General features: G+C 40.3%; 17 protein-coding genes. 5 read left to right on the forward strand and 12 right to left on the reverse strand.

What is annotated here, in order from left to right:
* Window positions 1-50: 50 nt before the first annotated feature.
* The 4 genes from CLV48_RS06090 to CLV48_RS06105 form a co-directional block, all read right to left on the reverse strand.
* Window positions 51-257 carry a helix-turn-helix domain-containing protein gene (locus tag CLV48_RS06090; RefSeq protein ID WP_106566372.1) on the reverse strand — a complete coding sequence of 69 codons (207 nt, stop codon included), beginning with the start codon at window positions 255-257 and terminating at the stop codon, window positions 51-53.
* A 3-nt stretch (window positions 258-260) separates the two neighbouring features.
* Window positions 261-821: a DUF2975 domain-containing protein gene (locus CLV48_RS06095; protein ID WP_106566373.1), complete on the reverse strand. Its 561-nt coding sequence runs from the start codon at window positions 819-821 to the stop codon at window positions 261-263.
* Between the two features lie 82 nt (window positions 822-903).
* The gene (locus CLV48_RS06100; RefSeq protein WP_106566374.1) at window positions 904-1956 is read right to left on the reverse strand and encodes a hypothetical protein; all 1053 of its coding nucleotides are present in this window, start codon (window positions 1954-1956) and stop codon (window positions 904-906) included.
* Between the two features lie 153 nt (window positions 1957-2109).
* Window positions 2110-4740 (reverse strand): valine--tRNA ligase, encoded by a 2631-nt coding sequence (locus CLV48_RS06105; RefSeq protein ID WP_106566375.1) that lies wholly within the window; start codon window positions 4738-4740, stop codon window positions 2110-2112.
* 299 nt (window positions 4741-5039) lie between these two features.
* On the opposite strand from CLV48_RS06105, the gene fahA reads away from it, so the two are divergent.
* A complete protein-coding gene (gene fahA / locus CLV48_RS06110) occupies window positions 5040-6287 on the forward strand; it encodes a fumarylacetoacetase (RefSeq protein ID WP_106566548.1) in 1248 nt (415 codons plus the stop codon).
* A gap of 209 nt (window positions 6288-6496) precedes the next feature.
* Entirely contained in the window at window positions 6497-7036 is a 540-nt protein-coding gene (locus CLV48_RS06115; protein ID WP_106566376.1) for a hypothetical protein, read from the forward strand.
* A 210-nt stretch (window positions 7037-7246) separates the two neighbouring features.
* Here CLV48_RS06115 and CLV48_RS06120 read toward each other — a convergent pair whose 3' ends face one another.
* The 4 genes from CLV48_RS06120 to CLV48_RS06135 all read right to left on the reverse strand — a co-directional run bounded on the left by CLV48_RS06120 (window position 7247) and on the right by CLV48_RS06135 (window position 12389).
* Window positions 7247-8596 carry a flavin monoamine oxidase family protein gene (locus CLV48_RS06120; protein WP_106566377.1) on the reverse strand — a complete coding sequence of 450 codons (1350 nt, stop codon included), beginning with the start codon at window positions 8594-8596 and terminating at the stop codon, window positions 7247-7249.
* A 6-nt stretch (window positions 8597-8602) separates the two neighbouring features.
* Window positions 8603-10939: a glycoside hydrolase family 95 protein gene (locus CLV48_RS06125; protein ID WP_106566378.1), complete on the reverse strand. Its 2337-nt coding sequence runs from the start codon at window positions 10937-10939 to the stop codon at window positions 8603-8605.
* 104 nt (window positions 10940-11043) lie between these two features.
* Window positions 11044-11709 (reverse strand): hypothetical protein, encoded by a 666-nt coding sequence (locus CLV48_RS06130; protein WP_106566379.1) that lies wholly within the window; start codon window positions 11707-11709, stop codon window positions 11044-11046.
* Between the two features lie 101 nt (window positions 11710-11810).
* Window positions 11811-12389, reverse strand: a complete 579-nt coding sequence (locus tag CLV48_RS06135) for a TlpA family protein disulfide reductase (protein ID WP_106566380.1) — start codon at window positions 12387-12389, stop codon at window positions 11811-11813.
* Window positions 12390-13485: 1096 nt separating this feature from the next.
* Between CLV48_RS06135 and CLV48_RS06145 the strand changes: the two genes are divergently transcribed.
* The 3 genes from CLV48_RS06145 (at window position 13486) to CLV48_RS06155 (ending at window position 19070) form a co-directional block, all read left to right on the forward strand.
* A complete protein-coding gene (locus CLV48_RS06145) occupies window positions 13486-15735 on the forward strand; it encodes a Tex family protein (protein WP_106566382.1) in 2250 nt (749 codons plus the stop codon).
* Between the two features lie 279 nt (window positions 15736-16014).
* Window positions 16015-18102 carry a S9 family peptidase gene (locus CLV48_RS06150; RefSeq protein WP_245889500.1) on the forward strand — a complete coding sequence of 696 codons (2088 nt, stop codon included), beginning with the start codon at window positions 16015-16017 and terminating at the stop codon, window positions 18100-18102.
* 185 nt (window positions 18103-18287) lie between these two features.
* On the forward strand, window positions 18288-19070 hold the full coding sequence (locus CLV48_RS06155) for an SDR family NAD(P)-dependent oxidoreductase (RefSeq protein WP_106566384.1): 783 nt from the start codon (window positions 18288-18290) through the stop codon (window positions 19068-19070).
* Window positions 19071-19089: 19 nt separating this feature from the next.
* Here CLV48_RS06155 and CLV48_RS06160 read toward each other — a convergent pair whose 3' ends face one another.
* The 4 genes from CLV48_RS06160 to CLV48_RS06175 are packed head-to-tail and all read right to left on the reverse strand — an operon-like array spanning window position 19090 to window position 25740.
* Window positions 19090-19824 carry a sugar isomerase domain-containing protein gene (locus CLV48_RS06160; RefSeq protein WP_106566385.1) on the reverse strand — a complete coding sequence of 245 codons (735 nt, stop codon included), beginning with the start codon at window positions 19822-19824 and terminating at the stop codon, window positions 19090-19092.
* 1 nt (window position 19825) lies between these two features.
* Window positions 19826-21967, reverse strand: coding sequence for a c-type cytochrome domain-containing protein (locus CLV48_RS06165; protein ID WP_106566386.1), 2142 nt, complete (start codon window positions 21965-21967; stop codon window positions 19826-19828).
* 13 nt (window positions 21968-21980) lie between these two features.
* On the reverse strand, window positions 21981-23432 hold the full coding sequence (locus CLV48_RS06170; protein WP_106566387.1) for a DUF1501 domain-containing protein: 1452 nt from the start codon (window positions 23430-23432) through the stop codon (window positions 21981-21983).
* Window position 23433: 1 nt separating this feature from the next.
* Window positions 23434-25740, reverse strand: coding sequence for a PSD1 and planctomycete cytochrome C domain-containing protein (locus tag CLV48_RS06175; protein WP_106566388.1), 2307 nt, complete (start codon window positions 25738-25740; stop codon window positions 23434-23436).
* Window positions 25741-25884: the final 144 nt, after the last annotated feature.

The raw sequence follows: 25884 nt of genomic DNA on the forward strand, positions 1-25884 counted from the left end.
ATTTTAATATAAAAAGGCTGGTTTTATGACCGGCCTTTTCCTTTTTAAAATTATTCATCTATGTATTCCAAAATATCTCCTGGCTGACAATCCAAAGCCTTACATATGGATTCTAAGGTGGTGAACCTGACAGCTTTGGCTTTACCTGTCTTTAAAATCGAAAGATTGGAAAGGGTAATATCCACTTTCTCGGAAAGCTCGTTGAGCGACATTTTTCGCTTGGCCATCATCACATCCAAATTAACTATTATGGGCATAGCTTATACGGTTAACTCGTTCTCGGACTGGATTTCCACCCCTCTCTTGAAGACTTGGGCTATGGCATAAATCAGGGCTCCCAACAATAGGTATTCAAAGGCACCTCCGGTATAAGCCCCCATAGATGGAATATCAAATCCCCGCTTGATCAACCACTTCAAAGATCCTGTTGTGAGGATGATTAATAGACCTGTTTGGATTGCAATAGATGCAATTTCTGAAATTAGGACGGATACTTCTTTGCTAAAGGGATGATTTAGGTTGATAGTAAGGAAAATCCTTATCATCAAATAATAGAGATAGGCTTTCAAACAGGCTATTGCCACCAACAAAGATACCAAACCTACATAAAACCAAATTTCCTCGTTTCTTAAACCATACAAGTTCAATCCTTCATAAAGATCCTGTGATACGATTGGCTTAAAGAAACTGTAAATAGAAGTAAATAACAAAGCACCTGCCTTGATGCAAAGCCCGATAAATATGGACCAAATCACTACAGTAATCAGCATTAATCCTGGCTGGGTCACCCATTTGTCTTTCCATTGTTCAGTGAGTTTCATAGCATATAAATTTATTGTTTTTCAAATGTCAGAAAAAATTTATTGAAAAACAATAAATATATATTGATAAATGAAATTTATTTTAACTTCCAGGCTCAACCAAAATTTCAAAATCATCAAAATTTGCCTTTCCTTTCGTTCGAGGCATCATCACAGCAAATGGAATCATAAAGATGGTTTTTCTGGTGAAGTTGGTAAGTGTTAGTTCAATCAATTCATTATCTAATTTTCCGTTGATCGGATTCATTTCCGTGCTTAGAAAATGAGATTCAACAGTACTTGCCCCGCCTTGTCCTATTGCGGTTTGATACACTCTGAGCGCAATGGCTACTCCGGGACCTTCTAGATTTTCTGAGCTGATTTTTGTCCGAAGCCTGACTGTAGCTCCTTCAGGGATGTTAGGGGCGTCAATTTGTCTAAATGCATAACCTGTATTTTGACCGGTTCCTTCTGAAGAAATTTGGAAAAATGGATTCCCAGATGCTTCATTTATACCTCCGTTTATTCCATAGTTTCCATTGTCACTGGAAAACCTCCACATAGAGTCATTTATGTCTTTTTTAAAAAATACAGGATCTGATTCAAAGTCCTGTCCAAAATCAATACACTGTTGATTGGCAGCTAACCTGTCAAATAATTCGTCCAAATAATAACTTCGTAATTCGGGTTCATTTTCTCTGTAAATAAAAAATTGATTAAATGCTTCTGTCATTAGGGAAAGTGGCTTGCCATCACATTTCAAGGCATTGTCGTGCGGGAGGTTAAAAAAGGCATGACCTATTTCATGAAAAAACAGATTTTCTCTTTCTAAATCTGTTTTATTTGCCCAATCACAATTGATAGATTTTGAAATAACTACTGTTCTTCTGCCAGTTTGAGGATGTCTGATATATCCGTATCCACAATAAACTTCATTTGGAGAAATCCGGATTTCGTCAGTATAGGAAATATCTAAAACCGAAAAATCAAAATTAAACCCTCTCAGTTTGGCTTCATTCTCAAATCTATCCAAGAAAATCTTTAGATCAGGGAATTCTTCCTGCTGTGGTGTTGGATTGGGATCTTCATCAGTTTCACAGGCAAGGATACCAAAAATTAGAAATGAGGCTAGAATAAACTGAGAATAATATTTCATAGTAAAAAGGATTTAAAATAGGATTTATTGTCTTTACGGAAATAACAATCTATCAGTTCAAAAAAAATGAAATATTATGCAAAAAAAAACGCTTATTCCAAAATTTCATTTTGGAATAAGCGTCAGGTTATTAAGGGATCTCTAAATATAATATTACCCCAATTTTGATAAGGCTTCCTCTAAAGTTTTGATTTTTGCTTCAGCATCAGCCTGCTTTTTCTTTTCGTTTTCTACCACAGCTGCTGGAGCTCCTGAAACGAAACGCTCATTGCTGAGTTTCTTTACTACAGAATTCAGGAATCCTTTGGTATATTCCAGTTCCTTGAGCAGGTTTTCTTTTTCTTTTTCTACATCAATCTGCTCACCCATTGGGATAAAGCATTCATCAGCTTTCACCACAAAGCTTGTCGCATTGTCCACTTTCTCCCCAAAGTTTAATTCAGAAAGGTTGGCTAATTTCTTCAATACCGTCTCGAAACTGCTGTATAATTCAGTCTGTTTGGTATTTACCGTCAGGGCAAAGGCTTCTTTTGGAGAAATTCCCTTGGAAGAACGGATATTTCTTATCTGGGAAACCACTTCAAAAATTTGTGCCGCCTCGGCAATAGGTTTTGTTTCGAAGGCTTTTGCCTTTGGCCAAGCCGATACGATCAAAGCTTCTGAAGCTGATCTTTCCTTGATCTGATGCCAAAGTTCCTCGGTCAGGAAAGGCATAAATGGATGAAGAATCTTTAGGATATCTTCAAAGAATACAATGGTCTTCTCATAGGTCGCCCTATCTATCGGCTGCTGATAGGCAGGTTTGATCATTTCCAGGTACCATGAGCAGAAGTCGTCCCATACCAGTTTGTATGTAGCCATCAGGGCGTCTGAAATCCTGAATTTTTGGAAGTGTTCCTCGATTTCAGTGAGTGCCTCATTGAATCTGTTTTCAAACCAATGTATGGCAGCTGCATTTTCTGCGCCGGAAACTGTTTCGTCGATTTCCCATCCTTTTACCAGCCTGAAAGCATTCCAGATTTTATTGGCGAAGTTTCTGCCCTGCTCTACCAATTTCTCATCGAATGGCAGGTCATTACCGGCGGGTGAGGAGAAGAGCATGCCTGTTCTTACTCCATCAGCGCCGTAATTAGCGATCAGGTCCAGCGGATCAGGGGAATTACCCAAAGACTTTGACATCTTTCTGCCTAGCTTGTCCCTCACGATACCTGTCAGATATACGTTTTTAAAAGGCTTGTCGCCCATGTATTCATAGCCAGCAATGATCATCCTGGCCACCCAGAAGAAAAGGATTTCTGGAGCAGTCACCAGATCATTGGTAGGGTAGTAGTATTTAAGGTCTTCATTTGGCTTACCTGAAGTGAAAACTTCAGAATCAAATACAGAAATTGGCCACAGCCAGGAAGAGAACCATGTATCCAAAACATCTTCATCCTGCTTGAGATCTTCCATGGTGTAAGAGGCATTCAACTTTTCATTGGCCAGTGCCAAGGCTTCTTCTTTGGTTTTGGCTACCACAAACTCTCCATTTGGAAGGTAAAAGGCAGGAATCTGATGGCCCCACCACAACTGTCGGGAAATACACCAGTCACGTACATTTTCCATCCAGGCTCTGTACATGTTTTTGAACTTTGGCGGGTGGAGCTGTATGATGTCCTCCATTACCGAACTCAAGGCCGGCTTGGTGATTTCTTCCATTTTGAGGAACCATTGCAGGGAAAGCTTGGGTTCGATGACTGCATCTGTCCTTTCGGAATGGCCCACATTCGATTTGTAGTCTTCGATTTTTTCCAATTGACCTACTTCCTCTAGAAGTTTGCCGATTTTTTTTCTGGCAATAAATCTGTCTTCCCCAACCAATATCTGCGCTTTTTCATTCAAAGTACCGTCATCGTTCAGGATGTCGATGACTTCAAGTTTGTGCTTGATTCCCAGTTCGTAGTCGTTGATATCGTGGGCGGGGGTCACTTTCAGGCAACCAGTACCAAACTCCATGTCCACATACTCATCCTCAATAATTGGGATGGCCCTGTTGATCAATGGAATGATGGCTTTTTTGCCTTTGAGGTGGGTAAATCTAGTGTCGTTTGGATTGATACAGATGGCCACGTCTGCCATGATGGTTTCAGGGCGTGTGGTAGCAATGGTCAGGAAATCTTCGGATCCTTCGATTTTGTAATTGATGTAATAAAGTTTGGACTGGATTTCCTTCATTATTACCTCGTCGTCAGATAGGGCGGTCTTGCCTTGGGGATCCCAGTTAACCATCCTAATGCCACGGTAGATTTTGCCTTTGTTGTAAAGATCCACAAAAACGGAAATTACGGCATCGCTAAGATCGGAATCCATAGTGAATTTGGTTCGGTCCCAGTCACATGAAGCTCCTAGTTTTTTCAATTGCTCCAGGATTATGCCTCCGTATTTCTCTTTCCATTCCCAGGCATATTTAAGGAAATCTTCTCTGGTAAGAGATTTTTTGTCAATTCCTCTTTCTTTGAGCATAGCAACTACCTTTGCTTCAGTTGCAATAGAAGCATGGTCTGTACCTGGTACCCAACAGGCATTTTTGCCTTCCATTCGGGCCTTTCTGACCAGTACATCCTGAATGGTATTGTTGAGCATATGGCCCATGTGCAGCACCCCGGTTACATTTGGTGGAGGGATGACGATAGTATAGGGTTCTTTGCTATGATCAACATGGGAGGAGAAAAATTTTTGCTCCATCCAGTATTGGTACCACTTGGCCTCAGCGGCTTCAGGATTGTATTTGGTAGCTAATGACATTTTAAGAAGAGGTTTTTTAAAACTCAAGGCGCAAAATTAAGAGAAAAATGCTTTGGAACTATGAGAAAAAAGTAATTGTGTAGGGAAAAGCAAATTGGGTAAAAGTGAGGTGTGGTTTAGGATTTCTGTAAAAGTACCTTAAATTCTTCTATCATTTGTTTTCTAAACGGTTTAACGTCCCTCAGATTTTCTGAATCAATACTACTCATCTATGCCTTCCGGTTTTTACTTAAAACCATTAATCCTATCTTTGCAAATTCATCAAGTTTTTAAGTATGAGTAACCCAAATATAACACCCATGGCTTCTTGGGTACCTGTAGCCAAAGATTCCGATTTTACCATTTATAACTTGCCATTTGGAATTTTCCAAAATAAGAGACTTTCACCTAGGCTGGGAATTGCCATAGGCGATAAAATTGTGGACCTTTCGGTATTGCATGAGGAGGGCTTTTTCTCAGAGCTTTCCCAATTGCCCAATGATATCTTCTTAAGGGATGCTTTGAATGATTTTATAGCACTAGGTAAACCGGTTACAAGAAAAGTCCGTGAAATTGTTCAGAACTTATTGAAAGAAGAAAATGATCAACTCAGAGAGCATACTTGTCGTGGCAAGGCCATGGTTAACCGCAATGAAGCTCAGATGCTGATGCCAGTAAAGGTAGGGGATTACACGGATTTTTATAGCAGTATGGAACATGCTACCAATGTTGGTGCCATGTTCCGTGATCCAGAAAATGCGCTGCTTCCCAACTGGAAACACCTTCCTGTGGGATATCATGGGAGATCCTCTTCCATCATACCTTCCGGTGTTCCGATTTACAGGCCAAAAGGACAGTTTAAAGATGCCAACATGGAGAAACCTGAATTTGGTCCTAGCAGGAGATTGGATTTTGAGTTGGAGATGGCTTTTATCACAGGTGGGCCGACCAAAATGGGAGACAGCATCAATACAGAGGACGCAGAAGATTACATTTTTGGCATGGTGCTTTTTAATGACTGGTCAGCAAGAGATATACAGGCATGGGAGTACGTGCCATTAGGGCCATTTTTAGGAAAAAACTTTGCTTCCAGCATTTCTCCTTGGGTAGTTACCTTAGAGGCCTTGGCTCCATTTAGAGTGGAAGGTCCCAAGCAGGATCCCGAGGTATTGCCCTATTTGCAATGCAAAAATCAGCATGCCTTTGATATCCAATTAGAAGTATATATACAGCCAGAAGGCATGAAGGCCAGTAAGGTTTGTGCCTCCAATTTTAAATACATGTATTGGAATATTGCCCAGCAATTGGCCCACCATACCGTGAATGGATGCAATATCAATGTAGGGGATATGATGGCTTCCGGAACAATTTCAGGACCCACTGAAGACAGTTATGGTTCTATGCTTGAACTGGCATGGAAAGGCACCAAACCTGTACAACTTGAAGAAGGAGGGGAAAGGAAGTTTATAGAAGATGGGGATACTGTAATCATGAAAGGTTATGCTGAAAGCAATGGCATAAGAGTAGGATTCGGTGAAGTTTCCAGTAAGGTACTTCCTTCCAAATGATCAAACATTAACCATTTTACGGACCTCTGTAAGCTTTACCTTACAGAGGTTTTTTGTTTTCAAAAATGATGGACTTGGGGTTTTGAATTTTATTCCTCATTTCCTTTTCAATTAAACTGGCCCAAAAGCAGTTCTTAAAAAATTAATATGAATTATTTAGGTGATAAATTTGAAAATGTTAATTTAGGCTTCAAATTAATCAATATTTTATGAGAAAGCTTCTTTTAATAATTTGTTTTGCGTTATTGGTACAATTTTCATTGTTCGCTCAAGTTCCTGGTTCCCAGTCTGTCTACGTAGAATTGGGCGGTGCAGGATTGGCATATTCTTTCAATTATGACTTTAGATTTGATAAGAATAATATCAATTCATGGGGAATGCGGATGGGTGCTGGTGGATGGGCAAGAAATGATAGTTGGCGAACGGAGGGATTACTTACAATGCCTTTACAGGTCAATAAGTTATTTGGGAAGCAAAAACATTTTTTTGAATTGGGTGGAGGAACAACATTTATTTATTACCGGGATAGGGTAAATGATTGGAATAATGGAGAACCTAGGACTTGGAAAGATTTTGATTTTATTCTGAACTCCGGAGAAACACCTGCTTTTATGGGTACTTTGAATTTTGGGTACAGAAGAATACCCGTGGATGGAGGATTTACTTTCAAGGCTAATCTCAATCCCATATTTAACCACAATGGTTTCTGGCCACTTTGGGTAGGAGTTGGTTTTGGATATGCATTCTAAATACGCGCTTTCAACCTAATAGAGTTTAATTTGGGAATGCATATTTCTCAATTTTAGATTGATATAGGTTTTTTGATTCAGTAATTGTCCTCTCGGGTATATCATGGCATTTTTCCCTTCGCGGAAAAGCCAAATCTTCCTGAGAGGACATAATTTTCAGGTTACTTGCAATAGAATTAATAGCTGATCAATTACGATTGATTTAAAGGTTTAATTTTTGATCCCATCAATTATTTCTTGTGCTGCCTTTTCACCAGAACGCACTGCTCCTTCTATGTAGCCAAACCATACTTTAGAGGCTTCCGTACCGGCCCAATAGATCTGTCCTTCTGTTTGGGCATAGGAATCCTGAAAACCTGTCCAGGTTCCAGTGGGATAAATTCCTGCATAACAACCCCTGCTCCAAGCCTCATCGGTCATCGTGAAATCTTCATAGAGCAGAGGGTTTTGAGCTGCGGTTCCGAAATATTCCACGAGTTTTTCCAACATGATTGCTTTTCTATCTTCTTTGGTTTTGGTGAAATAATTTCTTGCCCTTTGACCGATGGTAAAGCCCAAAATGATTCCATAATCCGAGTTTCTTGGAGAAGTATCAAACATGGATTGGAAAGGAGAGTGCTGGTCTGCAAATGCCTGTCCGCTAAAGCCTGAATCCCGCCAAAAAGGTTTATCATACACCATGAAACATTTACCGACCTGTCCCATGGCTATTCGGTCCATGACTTGTCTCTTTTCTGATGATAGCATTGGCTGAAATTCAATTTTTGCTGCCAAAGGTGGAGGGATGGCCATAATGATCCTTCTGGTAGCATAAGAGAAATCTTTTCCGCTGACCTGGTAAGTTTCATTTTCTTGGGTGATTTTTTCCACTGCATGGTTGAAATAAATCCTTTCTTTGAAAGGGGCGGCCATTTTTTCGATAATGGTTTGCATGCCTCCTACAATCCGGTGCAACTGTGCTCCGTTTTTGATGTTGATCAGGGTATTGAGGTCCCTTCCTGATTTGATGTAAAAAAGGGCATGTAGCAAGGATACCTCGTTTAGTTCCGCAGCAAAAACAGTTTCAAGAGCCAGATCCACTACTTTTTTACAAGTTGAGGTTTTACAGTTAGTGGCCACAAAGGCACCAAGGGAAATGCTATCAAATTCCATTGCCTTTGGGTGGCTCCATGGGTTGTTCAATGAAATGCTTTTGGCCAATTTTTCCAGTTTTTTGAGCACATAATCCAGGTTGATCAAAGAAACGATATCCATTTTAGGGATCAATCCTTTGAATTTTTTGACCTTTTGGTTCAGATCCAATAGGTTAAAGCCCTGATTGTAGGTTTCATAATATCCAATCCCAAATTCTTCACAAAGCGCATACATTCTGTCTTGGCTCGGGCCTATCCACTGACCTCCAAAATCAAGGTATAGATTCTCCTTGATTTGCGTAGTGAAAACCCTTCCGCCAAGTCTTTCCCTGGCTTCCAGAACAATAAATGGGATTTTGGCTTCATATAGTTTTTTTGCAGCGGCAATTCCCGAAAAGCCGGCACCGATGATAATCACTTCCTTCATAGCATGCTATTGGATCTCAAATTCGAACTTCTCCCCTTTACCTAGTTCAACTTCCATTAGGGTATCCTTGTATTTAACTTTGGCTGTTCCTCCCAAAGCTGAAAAAATACTTGCACTAATCAGTTTCCCATCGGCCCAATAGAGCTCAAGGGTATAATTTCCCCTAGCTTTCAGGCCTGTAATACTACCGCTTTTCCATTCTTTGGGGATGGCAGGTAAGATGTGGATAATCCCATCATGGCTTTGAAGCAACATTTCGGCAACTCCTGCCGTGTATCCAAAATTCCCATCAATCTGAAACGGTGGATGTGCATCAAAAAGGTTAGGATACAGGGATATTTCGATCAGTTTTTTGACATGCTCATGTGCCATTTCTCCATCCTGCAGTCTTGCGGCGAAATTGATCAGCCAAGCCCTTGACCAACCTGTTCCCGCTCCTCCATGGGCCAGTCGATAATCCAAGGTATTCTTTACCGCGTCAAAAAGTTCAGGGGTTTTACTTTTCGTGATTGCACTGCCGGGGTGAAAGGCGTATAAATGGGACATATGTCGGTGGCCTTTTTCAGGTTCTTCATATTCCTGGTCCCATTCCAGCAATCTGCCATCTTTTCCTATTCGAAGTCCCGATCTAAGGTTTTTCCTTTTTTCCTTTACTTCAGCCAGAAGAGGAGGATTTTTGTCCAGTATTTCACAGGCTTTTATATAATTGTCAAAGACTTCCGCTATTATCTGTTGGTCCATGGCGGCTCCCATGGTGGAAGCTACAGATTCCCCTTTGGTATTTATAAAACTGTTTTCCGGTGAGGTGGAAGGGGAAGATACCCACTTGCCATCTTCCGGATATGGAACTAACCAATCCAGGTAAAAAGCAGCAACTTCCTCCATGGCAGGCAAGAATCTTTTTTCAAGGAACCCATTGTCCTTTGTAAAGAGGTACCTTTCCCAGAAATGCTGCATCATCCATCCTCCTGCCCCCAGCCAGGAACCCCAATAGGCTTGGGCGGCTTGGAGAAAGGTCATATGCCAAATGTCTGATCCATGGGCCAATGCTGCTCCACGCATACCATAAGTGCCCTGAGCGGTCTTTTTCCCACTTAAAATCAGTTGGTCCATATAATCGAATAACGGCTCATGAACTTCTGATAAATTGCTGACCTCCGCAGGCCAATAATTCATCTGAAGGTTGATGTTCAGGTGGTAATCTGCATTCCAAGGGGCTTCTATATGTCTGTTCCAAAGTCCCTGTAAATTGGCAGGTAGTGTACCTGGTCTGGAAGATGAAATCAATAAATACCTTCCAAAATCAAAAAGTAGGCTTTCTAAATATAAGTCTGTCTTACCTTCTTTTACCGCCTGGATTCGTGCATCTGTTGGAATGTCCAATGGGTTTGGATCTTCCAAAGCAAATTTTACTCTATGGAAAAGAGATTGATAATCTTTGATATGTCTTTGCTCTAGTTCTTCAAAAGTTTGGTGTTTGATATTCTGAAGTTGTTCTTGGGTTTTTCTATGGAAATCGTGGTGGTAGTAGGAAGTGTTTGTGAGCAATTTGATGGTTATTACTTCTACTCCTTCAACTTCAATATGATCCCCTTTTTGAAATGTTTTGCCACTCACGTTTTCTATGAAGGCGATGGTTTGGAATTTGACCCCATGAAGGATTGGATAGGGTTTGGAATCAATTTGCCCTCTTCTCTGTGTGATTTCTCCATCCATTTGTAAAGTTTGGTTGGAGGTTGTCTGCACAGTAACAGTGGGGTATCCATCATCCTCTGGCCTGCTCAGTCTAATTTTTCCATTGATTCCCTTTGGGTGTTTGGACTCCAATCGAATCACTATCGCCTGATCTGTTGCTGAAGAGAATACTTTCTGAAAAAAATCATATCCATCCACCTTATAACTAACTTTCACCAAAGCCCGGTCCAGATCCAGTTCACGCTTGTAATTACTTACTTGCTCATGTCCCAGGTCCAGCCAAAGGTCCCCCAAAGTCTGATGGGAGCGGGTGATGCTTTTTCTTGAAAATTTGGCTACCAATAAAGAATCTGCCTTTTTATTTTCTCCTTGCAAGATTAGCTGCCGGATGAACTCCAGGTCCTCCGGTTTTCCTTCTGCCAGTCCCCAGTCATCAGGTCCACCCGGCCAGAGGGAATCTTCGTTGAGCTGGATCCGCTCTTTTGATGTTTGCCCAAAGACCATGGCTCCTAATCTGCCATTGCCTATAGGAAGGGCTTCTTCCCAAATACTAGCAGGCTTTTCGTACCAAAGTAAGGTTTGAGCTTGGGATTTTTGTGCACCAAAAGTGCACAAAAGACAATACAATAAAAAAAGCGTTGACTTCATAGGTCGGGAATTAGGCAGTGGGTATTTCGCTAATTTACCGATTAAAAAGCAACACTTTTCTTATTGTATGTAAAATAATGGGATTAAAATCTGCTCTTTTTGACTTAAAAATGAAAAGCAAACCGGATGGCACGAAGAGGCAACATGTCAACGAACAAACTACTTCTTCTGATGTTTTCAGAAAAATTTGGATTTTCAGTTTTATTAGAGGATTTGCTGTTGTTAAATCCTGCATTTAATCCTGATTCTGCCGAAATTGAAAAATGTCTGGATAGATGATATTTCATACCTACAAATCCAATGGCACTGATACTGTAAGTGGTGTTGGTAGTGCTGAAACTGGTTTCAGGAAGGTTAATGAAATTTCCCCCTGTTGAACTTCTTCCATATCCAAGGTTGAGGTCCATTCCATAATAAGCCAATATTCTGTTTTGTATGTTTTTTTGCCATTCTTTTCCTATTAAAAAGTTGACTTGATGACTATTTAGGTCAACTGTACTTTGTGGATTTTCCTCATTTTTTTGAGAGGTGAAGGTCCCGGAAAAGTTTGCCCCGAGCCTAAATGCTGCATTTTTTCCTTTTTTGCTCACATAATTGTTTCGGTATAACAAGCTGCTGGGGAAATTCCCTAACAGTACTGGTGAGATGTCTATTGAAAACTCATGTTTATCTTCGGAATAATCAAAAATGGTGGTTTTTTGCATTTCCTGGGAAAAGGAAGTGGAGCTAATTACCAAAATCAAAAAGGAAATAATAAAGGTTTTTCTCATAAAATATTAGTTTATAAAGGAACATAATCATCATAACGGCAAAAAAAGTAAATAGTTAAAAAAAGGGAAAATTATTTTTAAATTCTTAGGAGAAATGTTGGTTATTTTTGATTGATGAGAAAATCACGGAATTCTTGTGTGTCAAAATTACTCATGCCCTCTTGATAAAAGACAATTTCACCATTGGGGTCGACCACCAGAGTGGTAGGAATGGATTGGCTTTGTAAGGTTGCATTCAGTCCGTAACTGGCATGTACCACAGGGAAAGTAAATCCTTTTTTGTCGATAAAATCTTTGCTCTTTTCAAATTCTTTATCCAAGGCAATCATTAGGAACTCCAGGTTTTCCTGTTCACTGACTTTTTTATACAAAGATTCGATATGAGGCATTTCTGCCCTACAGGGTGGGCACCAGGTTGCCCAAAGGTTGATGAATACTGTTTTCCCTCGGTATTCTTCCAACATCACCCGGTTGCCTTCCAGGTCCAGGAATGCACCTTGATAGTCAAATTTGGTATTGGATTTATCAACAAGTGTGATTTTTGGTTTTTTAATACCTGTGGCAAGCAACAAGGATTGTACGCCACCCATAATGGGAGTCAATAGTCCTGTAAAGTACAGAAAAGCAAAAACTGCAAACATTATGCCCCAGCTTTTCAATTCTTTTTTCCAATCGATCATTTAAATTCCATTTTTTGACAAATTAGAACAAAGTTGAGGATATATCTTGTGACAAATAATACTGAATACAATGGGAATTGGATTTCAGTCTTACAAAATTCGGGTATAGTAGTCTGAATTTGGCTAAAATTATTTAAAAGGATATAAGTAAATCTTTATAATTTTTGGAGGTCAAAATTTGTCATGCCCTCTTGAAAAAAATCAATATTACCGTCTTGACTAACAATCAAAGTCATAGGAATGGATTTTGTGTCTATTGACGAATTAAGACCTTCCTGTGAGTGAAATAAAGGGGAACTGTATTTTTTTATGTATGAAATCTATTGTTCTGGTAAAATCTTCATCTGTTGTAATTATCAGAAATTCAAGATTTTACCGATCTTTTACTTTTTTGTAAAGAATATTGATGTAAGGTATCCCGGCCCTACATGGCCCGCACCAAGAAGTCCAGATTTAAATGAAAAAAGTTTTCCCTTTGAAGTCGGTCAGAGATTCAACATTGCCCTCCAATTCAAGTATTATTCCGCTGAAATCAAATCGTGGGTTTGTTGGTTTCGGGTTAAATTTTCCCTAGATCAATCCTTTTACTAATAATTCCATCATTGCTTTTCTATGTAAAGATTTTTCGAATTGGGTAGTATACAAAAGACCTAAGAAAATTAAGGCCATGAAATGAATTGGCGGAATTAAAAACTTCGGCTTGTACTTTTGATTTATTATTTGAAATATGAAAGATTAGAACAAGCTGTTTGTCCTATGTTGTCCCATAGATTCATGTTATCATTATATGCATTTTTCCGATTCTAAGAAAAAATAATAACTTGAGAAGCAGCTATTTTCTCGATAAAATTTTCTCAAATATTGTGTTATCTGATGGCATTTCAAAGCAATGTTATTATGGATGATATTTTTTAAGTCTTACTTTTTTTGTTAAACAGCATTAATTAGTTGAAGAATTTATATTCATTTGGATAGAAATCAAAACATCAGGTTTTCAGTTTTTTAGTTTCCTCATTGAGAATTTCAAAAGGTATTTTTTTGAGAGACATCGAGGACTTCTTACTTTGCGCCACCATTTGAATAAAAACCTGAACTTATGAATATCCAACATTTTGTTAAAGTTGCCGAAGAGCTCAATATCAAAGTTAAACAGGTCACAGATACCATTGTGTTATTGGATGAAGGGGCTACCGTTCCTTTCATTTCCCGCTACCGTAAAGAAGTTACCGGTAGTCTGGATGAGGTGCAGGTGGCAGCTATAAGAGACCGTATTCAGCAATTGAGGGAACTTGACAAAAGGAGAGAGGCCATATTGAAATCCATAGAAGAGCAGGGGAAACTTACTGTTGAATTGGAAGAAAAAATCAATGCTGCCGAGACCATGTCGGTTCTAGAGGATTTGTACCTGCCGTACAAGCCAAAGAGAAGAACAAAAGCGACCATTGCTAAAGAAAAAGGTTTGGAGCCTTTGGCAGTCAAGATATTTGAACAAAGCTCCTTCGATCTCATAGAAGAAGCCGAAAAATATATTGATGCAGAAAAAGAGGTGAATTCCATAGATGAAGCCCTTCAAGGTGCCCGCGACATCATTGCTGAGTGGATCAATGAAAATGTGGAATTGAGGAAAAAAATGAGGGATCTCTTTATAGAAGAAGGGGAGTTCGTATCCAAAGTTATTCCGGGTAAAGAAGAGGAGGCCATCAAATACAAAGATTACTTTGATTGGAAAGAACCTATCAAAACGGCTCCTTCCCATAGGGTGCTTGCGATGAGAAGGGGCGAAAAGGAGTTGTTCTTGATGTTGGATTCTTCACCGGATGAATTTTCCGCATTGGCTTTGATGGAGAAAAGCGTTCTTGAAAACGCTTCCAATGCAGCTGTGGAGCAAGTTAGGCTTGCGGTGAAAGACTGCTATAAAAGACTTTTGAAACCTTCCATGGAAACAGAAGTCAGGCTCTTCACCAAAAAGAAGGCCGATGAAGAGGCCATTAAGGTTTTTGCCGAAAATCTGAGGCAGCTTTTATTGGCCGCGCCTTTAGGTGAAAAATCCGTGATGGCCATTGATCCGGGTTTCCGGACAGGCTGTAAAACCGTTTGTCTTGGCCCTCAAGGTCAATTGTTGAGCTATGATACCATCTTCCCAAATGAACCTCATAGGAAAACTGCAGAAGCGGGCTCAACTATTAAGCATTTGGTTGAAAAGCATCAGGTGGAGGCCATAGCTATAGGAAATGGAACTGCAAGCAGGGAGACAGAGGCTTTTGTGAAATCATTGGGATTGCCCAAGCATATCATTGTAACCATGGTCAATGAAAGTGGGGCATCAATCTATTCTGCTTCTGAAGTAGCAAGAGAGGAATTTCCAGACCATGACCTAACGGTGCGTGGGGCAGTGTCTATAGGGAGAAGACTAATGGACCCATTGGCAGAGTTGGTGAAAATAGATGCGAAATCCATTGGTGTAGGACAGTATCAGCATGATGTGGACCAGTCAGCTTTAAAGAACTCATTGGATGACACAGTGATGAGCTGCGTAAATGGTGTTGGCGTAGAAGTAAATACTGCTTCCAAACAACTTTTGACCTATGTATCTGGTTTGGGCCCTGTTCTGGCCCAGAATATCGTTAGCTACAGGAATGAAAACGGTCCATTCAAGAGCAGAAATGATATTAAAAAAGTACCAAGATTAGGTGACAAGGCATTTGAACAGGCAGCAGGATTTTTGCGCATCCGAAATGCCAAAAATCCACTCGATGCTTCTGCGGTTCACCCGGAGCGTTATGAACTGGTAGAAAAAATGGCCAAAGATATCGGAGCAAAAGTTACGGATCTGATGAGTTCTGAAGAATTGAGGTCAAAAATCATTTTGAAGAATTATGTTTCAGAAACAGTAGGGTTACCGACATTGCAGGATATCATGGAGGAACTTTCCAAGCCGGGAAGAGATCCAAGGGAAACTTTTGAAGTGTTCAATTTCCAGGAAGGAGTCAATGAAATTTCAGATCTGAAAGTCGGAATGAAGCTGCCGGGAATCATTACCAACATTACCAAGTTTGGGGCTTTTGTGGATATTGGGGTACATCAGGATGGATTGGTTCACCTAAGTCATTTGGCTGACCGATTTGTCAATGATCCTGCTGAAGTAGTGACTGTCAACCAAAAAGTGGAAGTAACCGTAATGGAGGTGGATATACCAAGAAAGCGGATCGGATTGAGCATGAAATCTGATCCATTTGCTGAAAGAGGAAAACCAAAACCTGGAGTAGAAAAGAAAAGAAGGGAAGAACCAGTGGCCGAGGGAGACCTAGCAGCGAAACTGGCCATGCTGAAGAATAAGTTTAGGTAAATTCAGAAGCAAGAAATTAGAAGCGAGATACGAGAAGATAAAAGAACCAAGAAGCGAAAGATTAGAAGCGAGAGACTTCTCCATGTCATTTGAAGATTCTATAAATTGGTATATTTACAAAAGGGTGATGACATCAAACTCAAAACTAGAAGAGGGTTGGTGGTTATCTTAGTCCTATGTTGCCAAACTTGGTATGTTTTATCCTATTAAAGGTTTATCCGAAAGCTTCTGATGAAAAAACTAAATTTAATTCTAAGTATTATTTGCATTCAAATAATTATGTCTTGTTCGAAAAAAGAATCCCAAGTGATATTGCCCGATGTGCAGCCACCTGTAGCCAAGATTGAGCCCTTTGAAATCTTATCCAAACATGGGCATGTCCGTGTGGATAATTATTATTGGTTAAATGACAGGGAAAACCAGGATGTAATTGCATACCTGGAAGCTGAAAACGCCTATCTGGATACCATGATGGGGCATACCAAAATTTTTCAGGAAAAGTTATTTCAGGAAATGAAAAGCAGGATCAAGGAAGATGATTCCTCAGTTCCTTATCAGCTGGATGATTTTTTCTATTACGTAAGGTATGTTGAGGGAGGGGAATATCCCATTTACTGTAGAAAAAAAGGGAGTTTAAATGCACCTGAGGAAATCATCGTAGATGGTAATGAATTGGGCAAAGAGAAAGCTTATCTTAATTTTTATACTTCTATAAGCCCAGATCATAATCTTGCTGCAATTATTATGGATACCCAGGGCAGAAATTTTTATTCCATCATGGTGAAGGATCTGAAAACTGGTCAAATTCTTCCGGATAGAATAGAGGACACAAGGGGTGGAATAGCATGGACCAATGATAACCGCTCATTTTATTACTCAATTCCTGATAAACAGACCTTAAGGGTATTTCAAATAAAAAGACACATTTTAGGTGCAGAAACTCTTAAAGATGAACTGGTTTTTGAGGAAAAGGATCCTACTTTGGATTGCTATGTCGGCAAAACTAAATCTAAAAAGTATGTCATCATCGGTTCTGGAAGGACTGATGCTTCCTATGCCCTGTTTATTGATGCCGATCAGCCGGGGAAACCTCAGTTGATTGAAAAAGTAAAGGACAATGTCCAATACCATGTGGACCATGCAGGAGGTGACAACTTTTATATCCATACCAACTTGGATGCAGTCAATTACCGCTTGGTTCAAGCTCCGGTGTCCAAGCCTCATGCTGCCAATTGGAAAGATGTGATCCCCCACAGGCAGAACATCTTCCTGGAAGGAGTTGATTATTTCAAAGAGTACATGGCCGTTCAGGAAACTTTCGAAGGTTTGGCCAAAATCAGGATCGTCAAATGGACTGATGGCTCTGAGCATGAATTGAAATTTGATGAACCTGCCTATTCGGCTGGGATAGGTTATAACCCAAACTTTGATACCAAAACGCTCCGTTATTCTTATACTTCGATGACTACCCCTAATTCAACCTATGATTACAATATGGAGAGCAGGGAGAAAACCTTGATGAAAGAGCAGCCTGTTTTGGGGGATTTTGATAAGAATAATTACCAAACAGAAAGGGTGATGGTGCCTGCAAGGGATGGAAAGCGGATTCCGATGTCCATTGTTTACAGAAAGGACAAGTTCAAAAAAGACGGCTCAATGCCCGGATGGATATATGCTTATGGTTCTTACGGGTATTCCATGGAGCCAACCTTCAGTTCTACCCGCTTGAGTTTGTTGGATAGAGGATTTGTTTATGCCATTGCGCATATCCGTGGAGGTCAGGAAATGGGAGGAGAGTGGTATGAGGATGGTAAAATGATGAACAAAAAGAATACCTTCACAGACTTCATAGACTGTTCAAAATGGCTTCAGGATAATGGTTATGTTGCAAAGGAAAGGTTGTTTGCATCTGGAGGAAGTGCTGGTGGTTTGCTGATGGGTGCAGTGGTCAATATGGCTCCGGAATTGTACAGCGGGGTAATAGCAGCTGTTCCATTTGTGGATGTAGTGACCACCATGATGGATGAATCTATTCCATTGACTACTTTTGAATGGTTGGAGTGGGGGAATCCTAACATTCAGGAACAATATGAATACATGCTTTCTTATTCGCCTTATGACAATGTGGAGGAAAAAGCCTACCCCAATTTGCTTGTAACGACTGGTTTGCATGATTCCCAAGTGCAATATTGGGAACCTGCCAAGTGGGTAGCTTTGCTCAGGACAAAAAAGACGGACAACAACAGGCTGTTTTTGTACACCAATTTAGATGCCGGACATGGTGGGGCTAGTGGCCGTTTTGAAAGGTTGAAGGAAATAGCCCTTGAATATGCATTTGTATTTGATATTCTGGGAATTTACGAATAAGGGGTGCCAAAGTCAGTGATGACATAGTTACAGCTACTTATTGGGCTTATAATAAAAAGGGATTTTCAAATCCCTTTTTTATTTATATTCAGTTTTTGGGGAATAAAACTTCCAAATTGGAAAATCCGAGAGACTTGGTGGGGATTTTCCCTTTTTCAGTATTGGATAATTGTTTATTTTAGGTCATGTTCAAAGACAAAGTGGTATGGATAACAGGAGCTTCTTCAGGCTTGGGGAAGTTCATGGCTTATGAGTTTGCCAGTCAGGGAGCGGTCTTGGCTCTTTCTGCAAGAAGAAAGGATCAATTGGAAGAGGTTAAAGCTACAATTGAATCCAAAGGAGCCAAATGCCTTGTATTACCCTGTGATGTTTTGGAGGAAAGTCAGTTAGAGGCCGCTGTTCAAACCATCATCCGGGAATTTGGGAGCTTGGACGTGGCTGTTGCAAATGCCGGGTATGGTGTGGTGGGGAAAATAAAAAATCTTAGTGCCAAAGAATGGCGCAGGCAGATGGATGTTAATGTAGTTGGTCTTGCTCTTACTTACAAATATGCATTTCCATATCTTAAAGAAGCCCAAGGTAGGATTGTCTTAATTGGAAGTGTGGCGGCTTATGTGCCCAATCCAGGGGTAGGGGCCTACGGAGCATCGAAAGCGGCAGTACGGTCCATAGGGCAAACCTTACAGTTGGAATTAAAAGGCACTGGAGTTTCCTGCACGGTGATACACCCAGGATTTGTGGAGTCAGACATTGCCAAAGTAGATAACGAGGGAGTTTTTCATCCTGAAAATCCGGACCCAAGACCTGCCCAATTGATGTGGCCAACAGACAAAGCAGCGAAAGTGATGGTCAGGGCCATAGCGAAAAGAAAGCGTTCCTATGTTTTTACCGGACACGGAAAAATTTTGGCATTTATAGGGCAACATTTTCCTAGGCTGGCGGCTTTGTTAGTATCAAAGATGGGCTGAATACTGGATTAGTTCTTTTTTAAAGGCCTTTTATTTTTCCTTTATACTTTTTGATGAGGGCTTCATTATGTTCCTCGCCTTCATCGGAATTGGAACTGCTGAAAACTTCAGGACTTAGCCCTTTTTTAACCATGTTTTCGGTGGCTTGGACCATAATGGCCTGAAGAATAGTGGTTCCTATCACTGTAGAAGTGGCACCGACTTTAAATCCGAGACCTTCGATTTCTACTGATGCATCTCCGATTTCTCCCCCATTGTCAAAATAAAGGTCAGCAATTTGGAAAAGTTTTTTGCCGGATGGGTGTCTGGACTCCACTGACAGTGTATGTTTGAGGTTGGTAATAGCAATCACTTTGGCCCCATTTTCCCTGGCAATCATAGCCATTTCTATACTGACTGTATTCCTCCCCGAATTGGAAGAAATGATAAAGATGTCTTTTTCGGTAATAGAATAAGCTCCTAGAAGTTGGGCGGCATATCCTTCCATCCTTTCGACCTCTGTACTGTATGAAGCATCCTTGTGAAGCATAAGGGCATCATCCAAAATTGGGATTACCCTAGCAAATCCACCTGCACGATAGAAGATTTCCTCTGCAAATATATGGGAGTGCCCAGTACCACTTGTAAGGATATATCCTCCCATTTCCATACAACCCGATATCCAAGAAGCCGCTTCTTCAATTTTTCCGGATTGTTCATGGACAAGTTGAAGTTTTTGCTGGATTTGATTAAAATACTTTTTGTACGCCTTCATGTCAATTGATTAATACCTCATCGATAAACATCCAGGCTTTTTGTCCTGCTCCAGGGTGCCATTTCGGGAGTCGGTTTACAGGTTTTAATATAGCTTTAATTTGTTTGGGCTTTTGTCCTGCAATAGGGTATTCCAAAAGTATTAATTTCCTGTCCCCCATTTTTTCAGGTTGTTCAGGATTATCCACTTGGATCATTTTCCAATCCCCTTGATGCTCTTTGGTCCATATTTCAACTTGGAAAGGTGGAAATATATAAGAACCCTCAGCGGTCAACAAACTAAAGCCAACACTTTCTATCAATTGATCTTTTCCCAAGTCAATAAGGAGTTCTAGCGGTTGATCCTGGAACCCTAACCATTTTCCAGAGCCAAAGTCTTCATCTCCTTTTTCTTGGTCAAATAGGGTTTCCACTCCATTTCCAGGATAGCTTTTGTGTGGCGGGTAGCTTAATTGATAAGAGATTGGTTTAATGCTGGCTTTGAAAAAGGAATTGGTATTCTCTTCACTTCCCAACCATCCATTGGCAAAAGCCCTTGCTCTCAAGGTGGTACTTTTTTGGATTTTCAAAGGTCCCTGATAGAGCAGATAGTTGGAGCTGTCCGGTTCGGTATTATCCAAAGTATAAAAAATACTTACAGATCCTATTGGATGTTTTAGTCTTACCTCCAATTCATTATTGAAAATATTGTTTTCAGCTTGGATCAGAGGTGGGTTAAGTTGGTAGCGTTCACCTTCATCCTTAAATCCGGTTTCAATTTTTGTATTGGGAAGTAATGTCTTTAGCTGCTCTATATTTTGAGTACTTAAGCTACTATTCCAAAGGAAAAGATTATTCAATTGTTTTAAAGCTCCTAGTTCAGCTATGCTTGTTTCCTTTAATGGATTACCGGAAAGTGATAAGCTATGCAGTTTTGGTTGATTTTTTAAGCTACTTAAAGTCGTACCGCTCAATCCAGTGGAATTAAGATAAAGTTTTTCCAGATTGTTGAATCTGGATATTTTTTTGATATCCTCATCATTTAGTGGCATGTTGTTGAGGTTGAGTTCTACCAGCTGAACACTGATTTTATCCAGTTCATCCAAAGCTTTAGAAGTGAATTGGCTTTTTCCAAAAAAACTGACTCTCAGTGCCGGTGCTTCTGGATAAATGGTCTGGACAACCCGATAATCATTATTGAGTTTTTCAATTGTAATTCCTTTAGCAAAAGGGAAATCATAATTTGGTCCTTCAGAGGGTACAAATAGATTTTTTGCCAATTGGAATAAATTACTTTCTTCAGGATAATGGACAAGCTTCTTATCGAAATGCGCTGATTCTTTAATCCAGGAGGTTATAATTTGGATTTCTAATTCAGTAAGCTGTAATTTTCCTTTTGGCGGCATATGATCTTCATCTTCCATTGGCAATAAAATCCGATGAAGGAGATTGGATTCTTCAGTGTTGTTGAGGTCAATGACAGGACCATTTTTACCACCTGCTAGAATATACTCTACACCATCTAATCTTAAATCACCTTTTTGCTTGGAGGCTTTATGGCAAGACACACATTTTTGTTCTAAAATAGGTCTAATGACATGATCATAGCTCAATGCTTCATCCAGGTTAACCTTTGGATCATTTTTTTTCTTAAGTAGTGGCGCAAATAAAAAATCATCCCCATGGGTCAGTGAGGCACCAAGATGGCCAGTGATTATGATCAGGATGATGGTTAAAACAGAAATTACTCTAGCGGTCTGGTAAATTTCTTTAGTCCACAGAATGTACCAAATAGTTCCCAGCCAAAATAAAGTCACTCCGGTCCATTGATGGAAAAAAAAAGACTCCTTTTCATATCCTTCTTCTGTTGCCAGTAAGAGTCCTGCCATCACCGTTATCCCTGTTAGAAGCAAGGTGCTCAGGAATAGATTGTTGGAAAACGGTTTGTTTTCCAAAAAAGTGATGTTTGGGTTCCATAATACCAAGGCTAACAACAAAAGTAATGCAATGGGGAAATGAAGAACTAAAGGATGCGTTCTTCCTAAGAATTCCAAAATTGGCGGTACTTCCAAATGTTCGTGTCCAAATGCCAAAATCAATGTCAGGCCATGGAATACAATCAATACATTTTTCAGGATTGCAGATAATCTGGTTTGAAACGACATAAAATTGAAACTGTTATACCAAAATATCTTTTACTACATGGCCATGCACATCTGTCAGCCTATAGCGCCTCCCCAAATGCTTGTAGGTCAACTTTTCGTGGTCAATACCCATTAAATGGAGGATAGTCGCTTGAAAATCATGAACATGTACCGGGTTTTCAGTGATGTTGTAGCCAAATTCATCTGTTTCTCCATAGACCATTCCGGATTTGACGCCTCCACCAGCCATCCAAATGGAGAAAGCTCTAGGGTGATGGTCTCTACCGTAATTATCTACTTGGATTTTTCCCTGACAATAATTCGTTCTTCCAAATTCACCTCCCCAGATTACCAAAGTTTCATCCAAAAGTCCACGTTGTTTTAGGTCCTGGATCAAAGCTGCTGAAGCCTGATCCACATCTTTGGCCTGTGTAGCCATTTCATTGGGTAAGTTCCCATGTTGGTCCCATCCTTGGTGGTAGAGTTGTACGAAGCGCACACCATTTTCAGAAAGTTTTCGGGCCAAAAGGCAGTTGGCGGCATAAGTGCCCGGAACAAGGCAATCAGGGCCATACATTTTGATGATGCTGTCGGGTTCTTTAGAGATATCTGTTACCTCAGGAACGGCTGTCTGCATCCGGAAAGCCATCTCATATTGCTGGATTTTGGCGTTGATTTCAGGATCTCCAAAAGCCTGATAATTGAGTTGATTGAGTTCTGATACTTTATCCAACATCCTCCTTCTTTCCTGTCTGTCCATGCCTTTAGGATCTCTCAAATAAAGGACGGGATCTTCACTGGCAGAAAATTGTACACCTTGATGTACAGAATCCAGGAAGCCATTGGTCCAAAGCTTTGAATAGACACCTTGTCCATTTCCCTTACCTCTACTCAAAAGAACGCAAAATGCAGGAAGATTACTGTTTTCGCTTCCCAGCCCATAACTAAGCCAAGCACCCATGCTTGGACGGTTGCCAACTTGTGCTCCTGTCTGGAAAAAGGTAAGGGCAGGGTCATGGTTGATGGCTTCCGTATGCATGGATTTGATGATGCAGATATCATCCACAATTTTGGCAGTATGTGGAAAAATATCTGAAATCCATGCTCTGGCTTCTCCATATTGCTTAAACCCAAAATATGAGCCTACTAAAGGGAAAGAATTTTGACCTGAGGTCATACCTGTAAGCCTCTGCCCCATACGGATAGAATCAGGCAATTCTTTACCTATTTGTTGGTTCAATAATGGTTTATAATCAAATGTTTCCAGCTGGGAAGGAGCTCCATTCTGAAAAAGGTAAATGATTCTTTTGGCCTTTGGCGCAAAATGGGGAAGGGCTGCAAAAAGGGCATCTTCCTCAGATTTTCTATTCAATAGATCTGGTATCAGTAGACTTCCCAAGGCCACACTTCCAATTCCAAGGCTGAGTTTCCCAAGAAACTTTCTTCTATTAAGGCTTAATCCATGTTCAAGTTGTTCCTTTTCCATCTTAAATTTTTGTTATGGCTTCCTCAAGGTTGTAAATGGCAGTGACGACTTGGGTCATTGCAGCTAACTTTGGACTTATCAACTCATCCGAAATGGGGGACTCACCTAGCTTGGTAAGACTTATTGCTGCCTCTATATTTTTTTCAAACCTTGATAATTCCTCAAGATAGTAGCTTTGAAGAATTTCAATTTCTTTATTGTTGGGTTTTCTTCCAATTACTCTAATAAATGCATTTTCAATAGAAGCATTGGGTTTCAGTTCCTGTGTTAGGAGCTGTGATGCCAGGTACCTTGATGCTTCTAGGACTAATGGGTCATTTAGCATAACCAAGGCCTGTAAAGGGGTATTGGTCCGCCCTCGGTTGACCTCGCATTGGTCTCTGTTGCTCCCATCAAAAATGATCGGCATTGGTGGTGGAACAGTAAGTTTGATAAAGGTGTAAAGACCTCTTCTGTATAGTTTTTCTCCTTTGTCCTGTTTGTATGTTTTCAATTCTCCTCGACCGGAGGTTGCAGCTTCCCAAAGGCCTTCGGGTTGGTAGGGTTTTACACTTGGTCCGCCTACTTCCTGCACCAGCAATCCTGAGCTTGAAAGAACAAGGTCGCGGATATTTTCTGCTGGAAGTCTCAGTCTAGGGGCCCTGGAAAGGTATATGTTTTCAGGGTCAACTTTCAAATTTTTGTTTTCCACTTTAGAAGACTGTCTATAGGTCGAAGAGCTGAGGATTTGTTTGACCAAACGTTTGATATCCCAGCCGTTCTCCATAAAGTCAACTGCAAGCCAATCCAATAATTCAGGGTGGGAAGGAAGGTCTCCCTGCATTCCAAAATCTCCGGTAGATTTGACTATCCCACGCCCGAAAATTTCCTGCCAAATAAGGTTTACAAATACCCTTGCTGTCAGAGGATTGTTCTTGTCCACTGTCCATTGGGCTAGTCCAAGACGGTTTCTGGGGAATTTAGAACCGAATGGGAAAACATTTTCAGGAGTATTCGGATTGACTGGAAGAGTGGGGGCATCATATAGTCCTCTGTCTAATATGTAAGTCTTTCTGGGTTCTTTCAACTCTTCCATCACAGAAACCATGATTTTGCTGCTGTCAGTGTGATTAATAAAAGTGAGCAGTTGGTCGATATCATTCCGTTCTATCCATAAGATAGGAGTTTTGGCAGGTTTAGACTGCATGACATCTCCTTCATACCCTTTTTCAGGAGTATTGTTGAAAAAAGCAAAAAGCTCAAAGTAATTTTTCTGTGAAACAGGGTCATATTTATGGTCATGGCAATGGGCGCATTCCATGGTCAGTCCTAAGATACCTTTGCTGAAGGTATTGGTTTTGTCCAAGATATATTCTACCCTGTATTCTTCATCAATTACGCCGCCTTCTTCCGTGTATTTGTGGTTTCTATTGAATGCCGTAGCCAGAATTTGTTCTTTATTGGCATTGGGCAGCATATCACCTGCCAATTGCCAGGTGATAAATTGGTCGTAGGGTAGGTTCTTGTTGAAAGCATGGATTACCCAGTCCCTATAAGGCCATTGGGTTCGGATATTGTCATCTTGGTATCCATAAGAGTCAGCATATCTTGATATATCCATCCATAAAGTAGCCATTTTTTCCCCGTAAGCACTTTGATCTAATAAGTAATCAATCATTTTTACATAGGCTTCCGGACTTTTATCATTTTCGAATCTTTTTTGTAGTTCCGGACTTGGGGGTAATCCCGTAATATCCAATGATATTCTTTTTAAAAGTGCTGATTTTTCCGCTTCTGGATTAGGGCTAAGTCCTCTTTGGTCCATTTTTGCCCATATGAAATGATCGATTTCATTATTAGGCCAATTTTTGTTTTTTACTTTAGGGGGATCCACTTTTCGTGGTGGAACAAAAGCCCAATGAGGTTCATATACAGCGCCCTGCTCGATCCATCTTTTGATGAGTGCTATATCATATTCACTTAGTTTTAAATTGGACTCTGGTGGTGGCATCATTTCGTTTGGATCGGAAGAAATTATCCGGTGGTAAACTTCAGATTCTGAAGGAGAATTTGGTACAATACCAAATTTATTCGGATTCTCTTTCAATGCGGCATAAGCATTTTCCGCAATATCCAATCTTAACCCTGCCTCACGTTTATTGGCATCAGGCCCATGACAGGCAAAGCAATTGTCGGAAAGAATTGGTCTGATGTGGTAATTGTAGCTTATCTGTTCATTTTTTTCTATGACAAGTTCAATTTGCTTATCCTGGCTACAGGATCCAAACAATAAAATTAAGGCGGCAAAGATCAAGGCTTGAAGGTTCATTGTTTGCGGTCAAGGTTAATTGAGAAAGATAATTTCGCAAAAAACACATTCCGTCACAATGTTTTGCAAAAAAATAATAGAAAAAAGAAAATATATTATTGGATTAATTGTGAAAAATAGCGGTTAAAGGGCGGAAGAATAGTA

The sequence above is a fragment of the Cecembia rubra genome, assembly GCF_003014575.1.
GTDB lineage: Bacteria > Bacteroidota > Bacteroidia > Cytophagales > Cyclobacteriaceae > Cecembia_A > Cecembia_A rubra.